A 17638-nucleotide genomic window follows, 5' to 3' on the forward strand; every position below is an offset into this window, starting at 1 on the left:
AGGCGGCCTCTTTGCTACGGCTAGTTTAACAATCTCAGCAAAAACTTAAGCCAACTCTTGCTGCTCATCTTGACGGCTGATGTACAGCGCCGTTTCAAGCAGCAGGCCCATATCTTGGTGGTCTCGCGGATCAACAACTAGCAAGGGGATATTCTGATCTAAACATTCGAAGACCTGAAACTTATGTAATTCGCGGCTAAAAACCGTCGCACCAGGATCGGGTTTAACATCCATATGACTGATACCCACCACAATGTGAGTGCTTTTCGCCAAATCTCCTATTTGTAATAGCTGCTCCCTTAACATCGCTAAAGGGTTGTGCACCGCATTGCTGATCAGTATCACCACCGCCGCCACTCCTCGTCGGAGCAAAACTTGGATAGTTTCACTGTTTTGGCTACCTTGGGTGCCCAACAAATGCATAGATTGCCCATCACGCATATTGATCAATTCATAGTCGATCGAGTCCCCAAACAGCACATTATGCTGGGGATTTGCTAGGCCTAAACCGTGATCATCAAATGCTGATCGAGCCTCGCTGATGGTTTTGATAGCCGTGCTTTTCCCTGCACCAGAGGGGCCTACGAAAACAATTTTATGCTCACTCATTACTCTTCCCTGTGGGTAATACCTGGACCCCAAACCGAAGTTAATTAGTTAGTTTGATGGTTTTATTTGCCTACTGGCACTAAAGAGCCAAACATTATGCTTTTCCAAGTTGAACCTCAAATGAATAACTACAAGTATTTTGAGGAAATAAATCACACAAACTGGATGCTTAGCGAACAAGCCCTCTAAAAATTTGCGCAGGAATCACCAAGTCATCGATATCAGGCAGAAAGCTGGAAATTCTCTGCTACATTTATTAGTAGTTTCAAAAATAAGAGCAAACCATGTCCACTCCTGTATTAATCTGTGACGATTCCAATATGGCGCGTAAACAATGCGCCCGCTCTCTGCCTGATGGCTGGCCTGTTGATGTTAGCTTTGCGACAAATGGCCAAGAAGGCGTTGACGCGATCAAAGAAGGCAAGGCTGAATTGCTACTACTAGACCTCAATATGCCCGTTATGGACGGCTATGAAGTCCTAGAGGCGATCCGCGCACAAGATCTCGAGACGATGGTCGTTGTCATTTCTGGTGACATTCAACCAGAAGCCCGCAGCCGGGTAAGACAGCTTGGGGCTATCGATTTCATTAAGAAGCCTGTCGATAAAGACAAGCTAACCAGTATGTTGCTTGAGTACGGCATAATTGATGCTGAGCTGCTCGCAAATAATGAGCAGCAGGTCGTTGAGCCTCAAGTAGTCAAAGAGAAGCCTAGTAAACCTTTGGAGCTTAACAAGAGCGAAAGCGACAATAGCATTAAGGAGCTAGACCCCCAGCTTCGCGATTGCTTACAAGAAATTTCAAATGTTGCCATGGGGCAAGCGGGCGACATGCTAGCTCGCTTGCTTAAAGTCTTTGTAGAGCTCCCAATTCCCAACGTCAATCTTATTGAAGTCAGTGAACTATGCATGGCTTTTGCCTCAGTTGAGGATTTTGACGAAACCTCCGGGGTTTGCCAGGGGTTCATCGGCTCTGGCATCAGTGGTGAGGCATTACTGATTTTAAACGACTCTAGTTTTGGCGATATGGCAGCCCTCTTAAACTATAAAGGGCAGCTTGACGACAGTGCTGAACTCGAAGTACTCATGGATATTTCAAATATTCTTGTAGGCGCCTATCTAAAAGGTTTGGCCGAACAGCTAGACCTTCATTTCAGCCGCGGTGCTCCAGTAGTTTTAGGGCAGCATTGCGACGTAAGCCAACTTTTGGAAACCAATAACCAGGCTTGGCAACGAACATTAGCTATCGAACTAAGCTATGCCATAGAAGACTATCCAATCAAATGCGATCTCTTGCTGTTCTTTACCGAAGATAGCATCCCTCATTTGGCGCACCATGCATCTTACTTATTGGACGACTAAACACCATGATCGAACAAGATGATCAATTAAAAGAATTCTATTGGTACATCGATATTTTACAAAATGTCGATGTCGGCCTTGCGGTATTGGATAAAGACTACAATATTCAGTTGTGGAACGGCTTTATGGAAAACCATAGCGGTCAGCACCCCAATTCCACTAAGGACAAAAACCTCTTTGAACTATTTCCAGAAATTGATGAGGCCCGATTTCGTAGCAAAGCCGAGTCGGTATTTCTTCTGCAAAGTAGTGCGTTTAGTAGTTGGGAGCAAAGGCCCTATCTGTTTAAATTCAAAACCTATCGCCCCATTACCTGTACAGCGCCTCATATGTATCAGAACACTACCATCATCCCATTGGTGTCAACGACTGGAGAGGTTAATCATATCTGTGTCATAGTTTATGATGTGACTGAAGAAGCGATGTACAAACTCGGTCAAGAAAACACCGCTGCGCTCAGCGCCTAAAAACCGTTCAGGCGGAACTAGATGCTCTAGCCGCCTGTCAGTTCAACTGTTTACTCAATTAACTTTCCTTTAAAAGTGGCTTTTTAAAGCGCTGATTTATTCATAGTTTCTACCACTTGCACACCACTTAGATCACCAACACTAAAATTCTAAGCGCCTGATTTGTTTGGGATATTTACAAGCCACAAAATTTCTAAAAAATAAATTTCCACAAAGTCTTGCCAAAGAGACCTAAAGGTGAAAATATTGTGGGTTCACGCCGCGCATCTACTCTAGATTAAAGCGCCAAAATTTAAAAAAATCGTAACGATTAAGCCCTAGTTTTAATCATCCAATACTGTTATAAAAATCAAAGGTGGCTTTGCTAAGCAAGCTAAACTGCCGAACTAGCTCAGTCATTCCCATTCCACCAAAAAAGGGATTACATATGGGTGAATCGCTGTTAACCATTAGGAATACACAAAAAACAAAAAGCACTCGCTATGTATTAGATACAAATGTTTTAATTCATGATCCGACTGCTTTACTGAACTTTGAAGAACATAAAATATCCATCCCCATGACCGTACTTGAAGAACTTGATTCTTTGAAAAGTGGTCGCAATGCTGTCGCTGCTGATTGCCGGCAGGCTATTCGAGAGCTGGACAAAATTTTAGGCCGTGCAGACTTGGATGAAATTGAAGCTGGCGTGCCCATCAAGCGTGGTGAAAAAAGCCCAGAGCTTGGTAGCTTATCCATAATCATGCAGAAAACACCAGAAGGTGTCAGCACATTACCCACCCATCTCAACGACAATAAAATACTCAACGACATCTATTTTTTACAGCGCCAGAACCCAGAAGAACATATAGTGCTTATCAGTAAAGACATCAATATGCGCTTAAAAGCTAAAGGTTGCGGTATCGAAGCTGAGGACTACCATAACGATCAACTTGTTACCGATATTGAAAAGCTGAATAAAGGTTTCTTGGAATTCTCGGGCAGCTTCTGGGATCAAATTCAGCAAGTCGACACTCTGCAAGAATTAGGACGAACCACCCATCACCTAAAACGCTGCCAAATTTTGCAAGAATGCACACCCAATCAGTTTGTTTTAGACGAGCAGGGATTTGTTGGCAGGGTGCTCGAGGTAAGCGAAGAAGAAGTACAACTATTACATCTAGATCAACATCAATTAATGGAAACCGAGGCTTGGGGCTTAAAGCCTAGGGATATCTATCAGGCCTGCGCCTTAAATTTATTACTCGACCCTGATGTGCATATTGTTAACCTAACGGGCTCGGCGGGCTCAGGAAAAACCATTTTGGCTTTGGCAGCGGCAATCGAAATGACCGTTGCAAATAAATACTATCGCAGGATTATCGCCACTCGTTCCACTCAAGGCTTGGACGAAGACATCGGCTTTTTGCCTGGAACCGAAGCTGAAAAGATGGAGCCCTGGCTGGGTGCCATTACCGACAACTTAGAAGCCTTGCACTGTGATGACGAAGATTGCTCGGGAAGCGTTGATTATGTGCTTAACAAGGTACCTTTGCATTTTAAGTCTCTGAACTATATTCGCGGCCGTAGCTTTCAACATAGCTTGATTTTGATTGATGAGTGCCAAAACCTAACGCCCCATCAAATTAAAACCATTATTACTCGTGCAGGCTCAGGCTCGAAAGTAATTTGCTTGGGTAATCTTGCTCAAATCGATACCCCCTATCTCAATGCGACCAGTTCGGGTTTAACGTATCTGAGTGAGCGTTTTAAGGGCTTTCAACAGGGCGGGAATATTCAACTGCAGGGCGTACCTCGATCGATCTTAGCCGAGTACGCGGAATCGCACCTTTAAATAACACTACAAGCGGGTCAGAACCTCTTCGGTTCTGACCCAAGAAAATGACTACAACTTCGCCGCTTTAAAAGTATCGCAACTCTGCAAGTTACCTTGCTGCAAGCCGTTTTTAAACCAGCGAATTCTTTGCTCGGATGAGCCATGGGTAAAAGCATCGGGTACTACATAACCCTGAGCTTGTTTTTGCAAGGTATCATCACCTATTGCACTGGCCGCTTGCAGAGCCTCTTCCACATCACCGGCTTCCAATATCTGCTGCTGCTTTTGAGCATGGTGAGCCCATACACCAGCATAGCAATCAGCTTGCAGCTCTACACGAACTTGCAGGGCATTGCCCTCTGTTTTGCTGAGGCGGCGTTTAGCTTGATGAGTTTTATCAAGAATACCAAACACATTTTGCAAGTGATGGCCTACTTCATGAGCGATAACATAAGCTTGGGCAAAGTCACCAGGGGCGCCATGGCGACGAGCCAATTCATCAAAGAAACCCAAATCTAAATACACTTTATCATCGGCTGGGCAGTAAAAGGGCCCCATTGCCGAGGAGGCTTGGCCGCAGGCACTGCGTACTCCATTACGAAATAATACTAAGCGCGGTTGCGGGTAGGCTTTGCCGAAGCTCTGTTGGAATATTGCGCCCCAAACATCTTCGGTCTGCCCGAGTACTGCGGTCACAAAGTCAGCCCGCAAATTATCTTCCTGGCTGTTTTGTACCTTAGCCTGACTAAGGCCTTGTTGACCCGGCTGCAATAAACTCAAAGGATTAAAGCCTAGAAAATAAGCAATCGCGCCAACAGCCAACACGATTCTGCCCACCTTAGTGCCGATCAGCATACGAATAATGGGCAAGAAGTTCGCTATCGAGCCACCACCGCCAAACTGGGATGGTGAATTATTGCGCTGATCATCAACATTATCGCTGCGACGACTGTCTCGCCATTTCATGAGCTACCCTCAATATCTCTAATTGGCTGCTAAGCCCTCAACAAAGCGAGCAAGGCTCTAAGGCTTAGGTTAAAATGGCAATATACCTTATAAAACCTTACCCACGCTTAATAGTACGAGATTTTACATGAGCAAGAGCGGCACTCTATACACCGTTTCCGCCCCTTCAGGTGCTGGCAAGACTAGCCTAGTAAAGGCCTTAATCGATTCCTTGGCCGATGTTCAGGTATCCATTTCCCACACCACGCGGGCAATGCGCCCTGGCGAGGAAAATGGCGTCAACTACCACTTTGTTAGCCAAGATGATTTTCAATCGATGTTAGGCGAAAGTGCCTTTTTGGAGCACGCCGAAGTATTCGGTAACTACTACGGTACCTCACAAGCCTGGGTGGAAGAAACCTTAGCCAAAGGCGGTGATGTAATCTTAGAAATCGACTGGCAGGGCGCTCAACAAGTAAAGCGCCTAATGCCGGACACGCTGGGCATTTTTATCTTGCCGCCAAGCCAGGAAGCACTGCGCCAACGCTTAACCGGCCGCGGACAAGACGACGACAGCATCATTGATGGCCGTATGGCCGAGGCTGTTAGCGAAATGAGCCACTATGTAGAGTCGGATTTCGTGGTAATTAATGACGACTTTGATGAAGCTTTGATCGAATTTAAGGCTATTTTGCGCGGTCAAAGACTACGCCAAGCGAAACAACAGCATCGCCACAAAGAGCTACTGCAAGAATTGCTAAAATAAGTGCAAATACAGGCCAGCCCTTGCCTGGCCTGGTCAAAATGCGTACACTAGCGCCCCTTTTTATATCTATGGCTCTAACTTAGCTAGGTATTTTGCAAAAATACCTCATTCAGGCTATAACTCAGCGGTAGATGATTTTTGCTAAAGGCCCAAATGTTGGGCAAATTTGAGAATAGGAAAGACTAATGGCCCGTATCACCGTTGAAGATTGCCTCAACCACGTTGATAACCGTTTTGAACTGGTAATTGTTGGCAGCAAGCGCGCGCGTCAAATCGCCGTGCAGGGTAAAGAGCCTATGGTTCCAGAGGAAAACGACAAGCCTACCGTTATCGCACTGCGCGAAATCGAAGAAGGTTTGATTGATCCTGCCATGTTCGATGTTGAAGAAGATGAGCAAGATGAAATGCCAATCATGCCTATGCAAGAGCCAGGCATCGAGCTGTAAAACAAAAGCGTAATTTGGCACTGACCTCCGGCTGTTAATAGCCACAGAATGTGTTACTTTTAAAGCTAGGCACGTTAGCAAGAGCTAACGCCCTAGCTTTTTTGTTTTCTGGCCGCCGTGTGATGTGATCTATCTACGGGGTTCTTGAGTTACTGGAGCCTAATTTGCAAACCATTGAGTCCCTCAGCAATCGACTCTCATCATATCTTGATCCAGAGCAGATCAACCTTGTCCGACGCGCGTACTACTATGCCGAGCAGGCCCACGACGGGCAAACCCGTCGTAGTGGTGAGCCTTATGTAACTCATCCACTGGCTGTCGCAGCAATTTTAAGCTCAATGCATATGGACCATCAAAGCCTGATGGCCGCCATGCTGCACGACGTTATCGAAGATACCGGCATCCCCAAAAAGGCACTTGCCAACCAATTTGGCGATACCGTTGCCGAGCTGGTCGATGGGGTGAGTAAGCTAACCCAAATCGAGTTTGGCTCCCGCGAAGAAAAGCAGGCCGAGAACTTCCAAAAAATGGCCCTGGCCATGGCCAACGATATCCGCGTGATATTGGTGAAGCTGGCCGACCGCTTACATAATATGCGTACCTTGGGAGCGCTGGCTTCAGAAAAGATGCGGCGCATCGCCACCGAAACCCTAGATATTTACGCCCCTATCGCTCACCGCCTGGGCATGAACGATATGCGTATCGAGTTCGAGAATCGCGGCTTCTCGGCGATGTATCCGCTACGTGCTCGACGCTTGCAGGCAGCACTGCAAGAAGCCCGAGGCAATCGCAAAGAGCTGGTCGAGAATATCCAAAGCGCGATTGAAACACGACTTGAAAAAGAAGACATCGCCTCATTAGTACTCGGGCGAGAAAAGCACCTCTACAGCATCTATCAAAAGATGCGCGCCAAAAAGAAATCTTTCCGCGAAATTATGGATGTCTATGCCTTCCGCATTATTGTTGAAGATGTAGACACCTGTTACCGCGTACTAGGGGTAATGCACAATCTTTATAAACCGGTAATTAGCGAATTCAAAGACTATATCGCTATCCCCAAGGCCAATGGATATCAATCGCTACATACGGTATTGGTCGGCATGCACGGTGTGCCCATTGAAGTGCAAATTCGCACCAAGGAAATGGACGAGCTAGCCAATACAGGTATTGCTGCGCACTGGCTCTATAAAGCCGACGAAGATAGCCCTGTTAGTAACCAGGCTAGGGCAAGGCAATGGGTGCAAGGTCTACTCGAAATTCAACAACAGGCCGGTAACTCATTAGAGTTTATTGAAAACGTTAAGATCGACCTCTTCCCAGATGAGGTTTATGTATTTACCCCCAAAGGCAAAATTATCAGCTTACCCTCTGGGGCAACAGCGGTAGATTTCGCCTACTCAGTTCACACAGGGGTAGGGCATCGCTGTGTCGCTTGCCGAATTAATGATCGCCTTGCGCCTTTATCACAGCCATTAAAGAGCGGTGAAAAAGTTAAAATCATCACCGCCGCAGGCGCACAACCCAACCCTGCGTGGCTGAACTTCACAACTTCGGGTAAGGCACGTAGCTCTATTCGTCACTTCTTGAAGAATCAGCGCCACCACGAATCTATCGAGCTGGGTGAGCGTTTATTAGGCCGAGCTCTGGCAAATATTAATACCCGCCTAGACGAGCTTTCTGAAAATCAGATTCAACTACTTCTAGACGAAACCCATATGAACAATATGGAAGCCTTACTAGAAGATATAGGCCTTGGTAACCGCTTGGCGAATGCTGTCGCCAATATCCTGCAGCAAGACGCCGAGGACAATAAAGCCACTAATATTCACTCACCACTAATGATCGACAGCGATGAAGGCATGCTGATTAGCTTCGCCCGCTGCTGCCGCCCAATTCCGGGCGACCCAATTATTGGCCACCTAAGTGCCGGTAAAGGATTAGTGGTGCACGTAGAAGACTGCAACAATATTGCAGAACTGCGTCACTCTCCAGAAAAAATCAGTTTGGTAAACTGGGCTCCTAATGTCAGTGGCGAATTCTTAGTTGATATTAAGGTGGAAGTAGAATCCCAGCGCGGAATCATTGCCAGCCTTGCCAATCGCATGGCTGAAGCCGGCGCCCATATCGAACGCATCAATGTGGATGAACGCGATGCCCACAACAGCGTGATTGAGCTCTGTATCGGTGTGCAAAATCGTGTTCACCTCGCCAACGTTATTCGCCGGGTGCGCAATATGCACTCGGTAATTAAGCTGACTCGCAGCAAAAATTAGTAAGTTAAAAACCATTTGAGAAAGACCATGCCAAATCGTTCTATTGTAGAAACCAGTAACGCGCCTTCAGCAATCGGCACATACTCGCAAGCCGTAAAGGTTAACAACACCGTTTACCTATCAGGCCAAATCCCGTTGATCCCCGAAACCATGACTTTGGTAGAGGGTGATTTTGAAGCCCAAGCGCATCAGGTTTTTAAAAACCTATCCGCAGTATGCGAAGCTTCTGGCGGCAGCATTCAGCAAATTGTTAAGCTAAATATCTACCTTACAGACTTGGGCAACTTCCCAATCGTAAACGAAGTGATGGCACAGTATTTTGAACAGCCCTACCCAGCGCGTGCAGCTATCGGCATTAGCCAGCTACCAAAAGATTCTTTGATCGAAGCTGATGGCATTTTAGTCGTATAAGTATTTCTCTGGACAGGGAAGTCTAGTGCTCCAAGCAAGCTTTCCTGCTGTTTTACACAATAAGGATGTTTTATGTCTGCACAGAAGTTATGTCTTGTTCTAACAAGTATATTGCTCACCTACTCAAATAATTCCACCAGCTCAGAAATCGTACCGAATCTTGGCAGCAATGAAGCGTATTTATTGCTCGCCGTACATGTACACGATGTCGTGCCCCACAAAATAATGCTCAAAGGTGACGGCCTATTATCAAGCGAAAGCATGACCGATATTATCCCCGGGGATCAATACAAATTAATCAGTGTAGCTCCAGGAAAATATACATTTAGCAAGATCTATCAAAATAAACTGCTAAAAGATGCTTATTGGAATATAGAAGATCAAGAGCACACTATTACAGTGAAGCCTGGAGTGATTAATTATGGCGGGCACTTGATCACTGAGCTGGGCTTTGGTGATATTGCCCACTTTAGAATGAAAAACCGCTCTAGCCTAGCCTTAGAGTACTTATCAAATTGCTGCTCCGAGCTACTCAATTCATACAAACTGGATTACACCGGCTTGGTCTCAGACCCTTACCTAAAATTCGCACAAGAAAAAGGGAGCAACTAAGCATGAAAAATATATTTGCCGTTTTCCTTTTGTGCTTGTGCCTTGTAGCGCATGCTAGCGAACAAAAAGAGCTTTCTGTATCCCATAAGCATGCACAGGTGTTTTTCCAAAATCCTCAGTATTCGTCACCCAAAATCGATCCAAGCGGAAGGCGAGTTAGCTTTTTTGAACATGACAAAAACGGAGATAAGAAACTTAGCCTACTCGATTTAGACAGCAACAATATGCAAATCGTGTATGTTGATAAGCTCGACAGAGTAATAAGCTACGACTGGATTGACCAAGACACTATGGTGTTGACTGTCCGTTATCAGGAGCACAGTCAATCACTCTACAAATTTGACTTTATATACAGCGACGGGCTCCTAAAAGAAGTTGAGCAAAAGTTAATTCTCGATAACGCTTACCTACTTGATCCACTGAGCAATTTACAAGATAAAATAGCTATAGCCTACTTTAGTGTCGGTGAGCGCTACCCCAATATTTACAAAATAGATTTATCTGCGAAAAACACCAGTAGTCAGCTAGGCGGAAAAAAGAAATTGAATCGACTGGCCCCAGATGCAGATAGCTGGCTGTTCAATTCAAACGGTCAGCTTCAGGTAATGCAGGCAATAAAAGAAGGTAAAAACATAGTATGGTACAAGGAGCCTAAGAAGGGTCGCTGGGTCGAAATTTGGAACAAGACAAAAGAAGCCCGATTCAAGCCTGTATTATTTCTTGAAGATAAAAATCAATTACTAGTTCTTAACAATCACGAAAAGAACTTTATAGAGCTCACCAAGTTCAATTTGGCAGACAAAACTTTCGGCGAAACAGTGTTTAAAGTCGAAGGTAGAGATATCGACAATGTCGTTCGTAATCAGCAAAGAGACAACATCCTTTACGCCTCCTACACTGAAAACGGAATAGTTAGGCAAAAATACTTTACCGATCTTGGTAGTTTCATAAAGAAACACTTAAATAAAAACTTAAATGCTCGAGATTTTTGGGTGGTCGATAAGAGTATTGACAACTCAACCGTCTTAGCCTTGAAAACTAACAGCCGCCAAGCTGGTGTTTATTACTTGTTTGAGTCCGACAGGGTTCAACTCAGCATTTTAACTGAGACCAAGCCTTGGATGTCAAAGTTTCAATTGGGCAAGAGTGAAAGAATAACATCCACTTCCAGTGACGGATTGGAAATCGAAAGCTTCTTAACTCTTCCTGCAAATAGCAAAGAAAGCAAGCCACCATTGATCGTTGTTCCACATGGAGGGCCCGTTAATGTCCGCTCAAACAGAGAGTTCAGTATGCAAACTCAATACCTAGCCAGTCTAGGTTACGCTGTCTTGCACCCTAATTACCGCGGGTCTGCTGGTTATGGTAAAGAGTTTAAAGAAGCCGCAAAACAACAGTGGGGCAAACTAATTGAAGATGATATTGACTCTGCTACCCAAGCCGTAATCGATAGCGGCTTAATCGACACTAACAAAATTTGCATCTATGGCGCCAGTTATGGAGGCTATTCAGCACTGATAAGCGCGATTCGCCGACCAGATATTTACAAATGCGCCGCATCGTATGTCGGCGTAACTGATATCAACCTAATGCTTGAAAACGATTTTCGCTCCTTAGGGGAAGGAAACCTACAATGGATTAAAAAGTATTATGGGGACCATAGAAAACAGCAGGCCGACTTATTGCAACGCTCGCCAGTATATTTAGCAAAGCAGCTAAAGCAGCCGGTATTTCTAGCACATAGCTTGCGAGACGATGTTGTTGATATTGAGCACTACTATAGAATGAAGTCAGAGCTTGTTAAGGCTGGAAACTCAGCCACAACACTCTTCTTGGAAAAAGAAGGACATGGCTTTAAGTACTTAGAAAGCTATGAGCAGCTATACAGCTCTCTGGATACATTTTTCCGGAAAAGTCTAAATCTGCCTGAGCCTGTCGTGCTTCAAAAGTAGCCCTTCCAACGGCCCCATACGGGGCCTACAGCCGCCTCAACAGGTAAATTGCCCCTGTAAAGATATCGCGGTAAACTCAAGGCTTCTGTCACTGCTTAACCGGCCCTAATGATATCTTTATGCAAGACCATATTTAGCCTAGCCCTTTTGGGAGCAGCACTAAGCTCAGACCTCGAAGCACAACGGCTTACCCCCGAAGCTACCCTCAAAAACGGGCATGGCTACTTGTTACTAGCGGTAGAGTCACTCGGAACACCTCCGAAGAAAATTCTGTTAAAGGGCCCAAAGGTATTTTCGAGCCTCAGCATTGACAAACTTAAAATTGGCGATAATTACCGAATACTTGAAGTACCCATTGGGCGTTATTACTACAGTCAAGTTTATAGCGACGAAGAAAAAAGCTCTGCTTACTGGGAAATTCTTAGTTTCGACTACTACATTGATGTTCAAGAAAATCAAACATCTTATGCGGGGCATTTAATCAGCGAAATGTATAGTGATCAGCACACTGATTTTAACTTTCGCAATCGAAGCAGCCGAGCTTACAAGTACCTAAAGGAATGCTGCGAACTTATAAGCAAAAAATACCCTTTAACTTTTACAGGGTCCTATCCTGATCCTTTTTTAGATTTACTAATTAGAGAATAGGCGGCTCACCGGAAATGAATAAATGTACTGCTTTCGGCATTTTAATTTTCTTTGTGCTTTCTTGTAAATTTCACTCCGCACAGGCAAATCATGCCAACAGCACTGTCTATCAACACGCCAAAGATATATTTCAAAGCTCACTTTACTATTCTATAGACAGCAATCCAGAAGGGTCTTTAATTACCTATATAGAACGGCTAGATGAAGGCCAACGTTTGATGTTATTGAACCTTCAAGAAGACAGCTTACAAATCCTATTGAACGATAGCACAGGTGAAATAAATCACTACAACTGGATAGATAACGACACCATTGTTATCAATAAAACCAATGAAAGCTATCAGCAGTCACTGTCACAGCTTTCCCTTAACTTTATTGACAATCGACTTAATGACATTTATCAGCGCCCATTAATTACTGATGCCATAGTCGTAGACACACTTCCGTACAAAGAAGACAGGGTATTGGTAAAGCAGTTTCTTGAAAAAAAATCTTATCTGTACAACTTAAATTTATCAGCTCGAAACATTAGCGGACAACTTCGCAACCGTTACAAGCTGAATCGACTCGCACCAAATGCAGAACACTGGCTAAGCGATACCTCCGGAAAGCTTCGTGTTGGATTTTCCTCACCCCGGCACCGGGCCACAATGGTCTGGTTCCGCCCCGATGAAAGTAAACGTTGGAAACTAATCTGGAAAGGGAAAAAGCATAGCACGTTCAGACCGATCCTGTTTGATGACAAAAATGACCAACTTATGGTGTTAAGTAATCATGATAGAGATTTTGTAGAACTTTTGAAATTTGATATAGCCAGTCAGAGTTTTACGGACGTTTTACTGAGGATTCCGGGCTATGATATCGAATCAGTCGAGCTCAATAAAAAGCGCGATGGAATTCTGTTTGCAAGTTATACCCAAGATGGCAATCATCGGCGACACTATATGAATGAGCTGGGGGACTTTCTCAGTGAGAGTTTAAAGCGAGATCTCAACACCCCCAACATCTGGGTTGTAGATAGCAGCTTAAATGACAAGATAGTTATTGCTTTAAAAAGAGATGGCAAAAACCCCGGGATATTTTATCTATTTGACACCAGGAAATGGGAGCTAACTGAGTTTGCTGACACACAGCCATGGCTCAGCCAGTTTCAGCTCGGCGACACTTTAGCTATCAGTTCCAAGTCCAGTGACGGGCTAGAGATAGAAAGCTACCTAACCCTGCCAGCAAATTATAAAAAAGTTAAGGCTCCTTTAATTGTGATGCCTCATGGAGGGCCGATTTCCGTTCGATCGTCGGCCGATTACGACCCTCACGTGCAGTTCCTTGCCAGCTTAGGATACGCTGTTTTACGCCCCAATTTTAGAGGCTCATCTGGTTACGGCCAAAAGTTTATCGAAGCTGGGAAGCAACAATGGGGAAAGTTAATCGAAGATGATATCGAATCGGCAGTTCGTGAAGTGATTCATCAAGGGCTAGTCAATGGTGACAAAGTTTGTATATATGGTAGCAGTTATGGCGGCTACTCTGCGTTAATGAGTGCAATTCGCTCACCAGAACTCTTTAAGTGTGCTGCTTCTTATGTAGGCGTCACGGATATCAGTTTGATGTATAACAATGATGCTAATAACTCTGAAAGTATCTTAAAGTGGCGAAAAGACTTTGTTGGAGACCCACAGCAGCAGCAAGAAGAGCTAGCTAAACATTCACCCGTCTATCTCGCCGAAAAACTGCAAGTTCCCATCTTTCTCGCTCAGGGAGAATTAGACAGAGTCGTAGATAAAGAACATTTTTATCGCATGCGCCATGTACTTGAAGAGCACGATAAGGAGGCCCAATACCTTCTTCTCCCTGAAGAAGTTCATGGGTTTAGCCGACTACAGAGTTACTACGAACTATATTCTCATCTCGATGATTTCTTTAGAAAACACTTAAACTTACCGGCCGCTAAACCTTTAGCGGCAAAGCCTGTACTCGAAAAATTACCCACTGCGGAGGACTATGAAAGCCTAAATTAAGTAACCGCTGCATCTCGAAACCGCTTTGGACTGACCCCAAACCACGATTTAAACGCCCGCTGAAAAGCGCTGACTTCTGAGTATCCCAACTCTTGAGCAATCATTGATATTTCTTGCCGTTCTGTGACTAAAAGCTTAAGAGCTGTTTCTTTCAATAGGCCCTCTTTTAATTGTCTAAAGCTACTCCCCTGTTCCGCTAATGAGCGTTGCAGTACTCGCTTATGTACCCCAAGCCTTTCAGCCACCTGTTCAAGGTTAACTTCTGCAGGCGCTTTCTGCTCAATCAACTGCTTTACTTGCTCCCTGATAGACTGGCTCTCTAATTTTGCCCGCACCATCCCTTCAGCGTAAGCCAAGTTGATTTCATAGAGGTGTTCATCACGCCCCTCGATCGCTACTTGCATTTTCTCCATGCTTAGTTTGATGGAAGGATACTCTCCAGCAGGCTGCACACTGAGCTGCAACAACTCTGCTATATCATCCAGAGCGAGATCGTTTTGAACTTCAATGGCCAAAACTGGATCTTCAGGACTGATCGCTCGTAGTAACATTACCGTCCCGGTGAGAATGGAAAGCAGCTGCTGCCTATTTGAAGGGACGCTATGTGCGCTGGGGATGTAATCGCAGGATATCAGCCCCTCTTGCGCTTCTGTTCTAATTCTATAGATACCATTATCACTGATTAAACCCTGGAACTTGGCGATATGTTCAAATGCTTTTAAGGGGGTTGGGCTATGAAGGCAAATAGGCATCAGCACCCCACTGGCCCTAACACTTTGCAGCATTCCAATATGCACCCCCAGGCTTTGCATATTTGTGAGTTTTTCAGCTCGGTGCCACAAAGTGCGCGCTGCCCCTAATTCCAAAGCGCCCAGCTGATCTTCGGGCAGGAGGTTCTTCGAGTATAGGCCATCAAGCAGTTTAGCCATAGGAAGCCCAAGCTGCTCAAAGCTCGCCAGGATACCCTTGATCCACAAGCTGTTGATATGGGAATGTCGCACTGATTTACCTCTAGGCCGTAAATTACTTATTACGCCTGTATTTTAGTCGCAAAATGTCAATTATGTACATTAGCTGTCAATGGATTTTCGAAAGTTTTTGGCAACAATAGAAGCCACTTAATAACAATAAACAGGAACAAGCATGAAGATCACTAAATCCAATGGCGCTTGTGGAGCAAGCGTAGAAGGGTTGGACCTCAGCCAGGAATTAAGCCAAGAACAAGTCGAACAATTACGGGCAGCTTGGCTAGAACATCATGTTCTTGTATTTCCAAAGCAAGAGCTAAGCGACGACGATTTAGAGCGTTTTAGCCAATACTTTGGCAGCTTTGCGGGCGACCCCTATTTCCCTCCCATTGAAGGCCGCAAATACGTTGCGGAGTTACGCAGAGCAGCCGACGAAACCACACCTATTTTTGCAGATGCCTGGCACAGTGATTGGAGCTTTCGAGCTGAACCTCCAGCGGGCACTATATTATACGGTTTGAAAATTCCTCCGGTGGGCGGCAATACAGACTTCATTAACCTACACAAAGTACTAGAGGATATGCCGGCTGATTTGCGCGAACGCCTTGAAGGTAAGATTGCTCAGCATTCCGCCAAATTGGCCTATGCTCCAGATGGTTTATATGGCGAACGTGAAAAAGATGCCAAGCGGGGTATGAAGATCCTCTATTCCGAAGATGCCTATGATGTGGAGACTCACCCCATAATTCGTAAGCATCCAGAAAGCGGTAAAGAAGGGGTATTCGGTACTATCTTTGGCTACATTGTGGGAATCGAAGACACTAATCCAGAGGAAGAACAGAAACTCATGGAAGATTTATATAACTGGCAAACTCGAGCAGAATTTCAGTACAGCCATGAGTGGGAAGCTGGCATGCTTGTTATATGGGACAACCGATCTGTGCTACACAAAGCCAACGGTGGCTACGAAGGACACGAGAGAATTTTGCACCGTGTGGTAGTTAACTAGCTAGCCTTTTCTGTTTTCAATCTTATCAAATATTCAAGTTTGGCTGGTACAATGAACCAGCCAAACTTGAAACATCATCTATCGACGTATAGCTGGGATAGATAAATAACTTAAACATCGCCAAATATATTCCACCGGGCCCTGACGGAAGTAACGTAACCATAGCGGCGCCAAGTAAAGTTGTAGCGACCAGATAGCAAGCATCAGCAATACCAACTGCCAACGAGCAAGTTCACCCCACATGCCGAAACCATAGCCGTACATTATCGTGGTTCCTATTAAAGACTGCAGCAAGTAATTGCTTAAAGCGGTTTGACCCAGCGCCTGAACCCTCTTCTGAAAAGGCATAGCCCACTGATATCGACACAGCAAGATAATTGCGGAAACATAAGCCATCACCAAAGCTACTGAAGCCAAAATATTGAGCGGCATAATGCCCCAATAGGCAAAGTAACTTTCCACACTCCATGACGTTGATTGCCCCAAGTACCAAGCCATTAAGGCCAAAGGCAAACCAACAGCCAGCCCGGCTATAGATACTTTTTTATAGGTAGCAAGCGCCAATTTGCCTTGCAAATACTGCCATTTATAAAGCGCCATCCCAAGGCACATCATGCCGAGTGCACGATAAAAGCTAGAAAGCACAATGATCAAATCAATTTCTATAGTGCCTGCAACATCTTCTTCATCTAAGCCTAAGCGATAATCTGAAACTTCCTGAAAGCTTCCCGAGTAATTCTGTTTTAGCTCGGCAATAACCTCAGCAGTAGGGCGAAGGTAGGCTTTGATATTAGCCAGCGCTTCAGCATCCATATGCACCATTGTTTCATTTATTCCCCCTGCGCTATAGGTCGCCGCAGCCAGTAGAACAAAAGCAATAGTGGCCAACACCCAGGGGGAGCTTTTGTGCAAGGGGTATAGCAATAGAGCACAAAAACCATAAATCATGAGCACATCGCCTTCCCACAAAAATGCGGCATGTAGTAGGCCAATCAACAGCAACACAAAGTTACGGCGATAATGTAAGCCCAGTGTTTTTTCACCCTTCGCCTGTAACCTTTCAATCAGCAGCAAAATGCTCGCCCCAAATAATAGCGAAAACATTCCCATAAATTTTTGGTCAGCAAAAATAAAAAACACCGAAAAGATAACATCATTGAGCGGCTCGTCCGCCCGAAAAGCCAGAGGGCTTAAATACGCAGCCATCGGCATCGACATGCCCACTAGGTTCATTGTCAAAAGGCCTAGTAAGGCAAAACCTCGAATAGTATCGATACTGCTTATTCTTTCACTCAGGCGAATGCTGTTACTCACTAAAACTTCCTTTTTAGGTGTGG

Annotated in this window: 15 protein-coding genes; 11 read left to right on the plus strand and 4 right to left on the minus strand. The window is 45.0% G+C overall.

Translation table 11 applies throughout. The features are described 5' to 3' along the window. Window positions 1-45: 45 nt before the first annotated feature. Window positions 46-609 carry a hypothetical protein gene (locus tag Q1A08_RS05030; protein WP_299770438.1) on the minus strand — a complete coding sequence of 188 codons (564 nt, stop codon included), beginning with the start codon at window positions 607-609 and terminating at the stop codon, window positions 46-48. A 284-nt stretch (window positions 610-893) separates the two neighbouring features. Here Q1A08_RS05030 and Q1A08_RS21490 point away from each other — a divergent pair, with 284 nt between their 5' ends. From Q1A08_RS21490 to Q1A08_RS05045, 3 genes are all read left to right on the plus strand, one after another. Continuing rightward, window positions 894-1970 (plus strand): response regulator, encoded by a 1077-nt coding sequence (locus Q1A08_RS21490; RefSeq protein ID WP_363323489.1) that lies wholly within the window; start codon window positions 894-896, stop codon window positions 1968-1970. A 5-nt stretch (window positions 1971-1975) separates the two neighbouring features. Further along, window positions 1976-2437 (plus strand): PAS domain-containing protein, encoded by a 462-nt coding sequence (locus Q1A08_RS05040; protein ID WP_299770440.1) that lies wholly within the window; start codon window positions 1976-1978, stop codon window positions 2435-2437. Between the two features lie 427 nt (window positions 2438-2864). Further along, the gene (locus Q1A08_RS05045) at window positions 2865-4271 is read left to right on the plus strand and encodes a PhoH family protein (RefSeq protein ID WP_299770442.1); all 1407 of its coding nucleotides are present in this window, start codon (window positions 2865-2867) and stop codon (window positions 4269-4271) included. Window positions 4272-4322: 51 nt separating this feature from the next. On the opposite strand, the gene Q1A08_RS05050 is transcribed toward Q1A08_RS05045, so the two are convergent. Continuing rightward, window positions 4323-5219: a neutral zinc metallopeptidase gene (locus Q1A08_RS05050; protein ID WP_299770444.1), complete on the minus strand. Its 897-nt coding sequence runs from the start codon at window positions 5217-5219 to the stop codon at window positions 4323-4325. 127 nt (window positions 5220-5346) lie between these two features. Between Q1A08_RS05050 and gmk the strand changes: the two genes are divergently transcribed. The 7 genes from gmk (at window position 5347) to Q1A08_RS05085 (ending at window position 14324) form a co-directional block, all read left to right on the plus strand. After that, on the plus strand, window positions 5347-5964 hold the full coding sequence (gene gmk / locus Q1A08_RS05055; RefSeq protein WP_299770447.1) for a guanylate kinase: 618 nt from the start codon (window positions 5347-5349) through the stop codon (window positions 5962-5964). Between the two features lie 185 nt (window positions 5965-6149). Continuing rightward, window positions 6150-6410 (plus strand): DNA-directed RNA polymerase subunit omega, encoded by a 261-nt coding sequence (gene rpoZ / locus Q1A08_RS05060; RefSeq protein ID WP_299770448.1) that lies wholly within the window; start codon window positions 6150-6152, stop codon window positions 6408-6410. Between the two features lie 164 nt (window positions 6411-6574). Further along, complete coding sequence (gene spoT, locus Q1A08_RS05065) at window positions 6575-8683, plus strand: bifunctional GTP diphosphokinase/guanosine-3',5'-bis pyrophosphate 3'-pyrophosphohydrolase (RefSeq protein ID WP_299770450.1); 2109 nt, start codon at window positions 6575-6577, stop codon at window positions 8681-8683. Window positions 8684-8710: 27 nt separating this feature from the next. Further along, entirely contained in the window at window positions 8711-9094 is a 384-nt protein-coding gene (locus Q1A08_RS05070; protein WP_299770452.1) for a RidA family protein, read from the plus strand. 72 nt (window positions 9095-9166) lie between these two features. Beyond that, on the plus strand, window positions 9167-9706 hold the full coding sequence (locus Q1A08_RS05075) for a hypothetical protein (RefSeq protein WP_299770454.1): 540 nt from the start codon (window positions 9167-9169) through the stop codon (window positions 9704-9706). Window positions 9707-9708: 2 nt separating this feature from the next. Continuing rightward, on the plus strand, window positions 9709-11658 hold the full coding sequence (locus tag Q1A08_RS05080; RefSeq protein ID WP_299770456.1) for a prolyl oligopeptidase family serine peptidase: 1950 nt from the start codon (window positions 9709-9711) through the stop codon (window positions 11656-11658). Between the two features lie 662 nt (window positions 11659-12320). Then, window positions 12321-14324 carry a prolyl oligopeptidase family serine peptidase gene (locus Q1A08_RS05085; RefSeq protein WP_299770458.1) on the plus strand — a complete coding sequence of 668 codons (2004 nt, stop codon included), beginning with the start codon at window positions 12321-12323 and terminating at the stop codon, window positions 14322-14324. Here the strand turns inward: Q1A08_RS05085 and Q1A08_RS05090 are convergent. Next, on the minus strand, window positions 14321-15325 hold the full coding sequence (locus tag Q1A08_RS05090; RefSeq protein ID WP_299770460.1) for an AraC family transcriptional regulator: 1005 nt from the start codon (window positions 15323-15325) through the stop codon (window positions 14321-14323). The genes Q1A08_RS05085 and Q1A08_RS05090 overlap by 4 nt on opposite strands. Before the next feature lie 142 nt (window positions 15326-15467). On the opposite strand from Q1A08_RS05090, the gene Q1A08_RS05095 reads away from it, so the two are divergent. Continuing rightward, a complete protein-coding gene (locus tag Q1A08_RS05095) occupies window positions 15468-16301 on the plus strand; it encodes a TauD/TfdA family dioxygenase (protein ID WP_299770463.1) in 834 nt (277 codons plus the stop codon). A gap of 78 nt (window positions 16302-16379) precedes the next feature. On the opposite strand, the gene Q1A08_RS05100 is transcribed toward Q1A08_RS05095, so the two are convergent. Next, window positions 16380-17615 carry a DUF418 domain-containing protein gene (locus Q1A08_RS05100; protein ID WP_299770465.1) on the minus strand — a complete coding sequence of 412 codons (1236 nt, stop codon included), beginning with the start codon at window positions 17613-17615 and terminating at the stop codon, window positions 16380-16382. Window positions 17616-17638 lie beyond the last annotated feature (23 nt).

This window comes from uncultured Pseudoteredinibacter sp., from assembly GCF_947500695.1.
Classification (GTDB): Bacteria; Pseudomonadota; Gammaproteobacteria; order Pseudomonadales; family Cellvibrionaceae; genus Pseudoteredinibacter.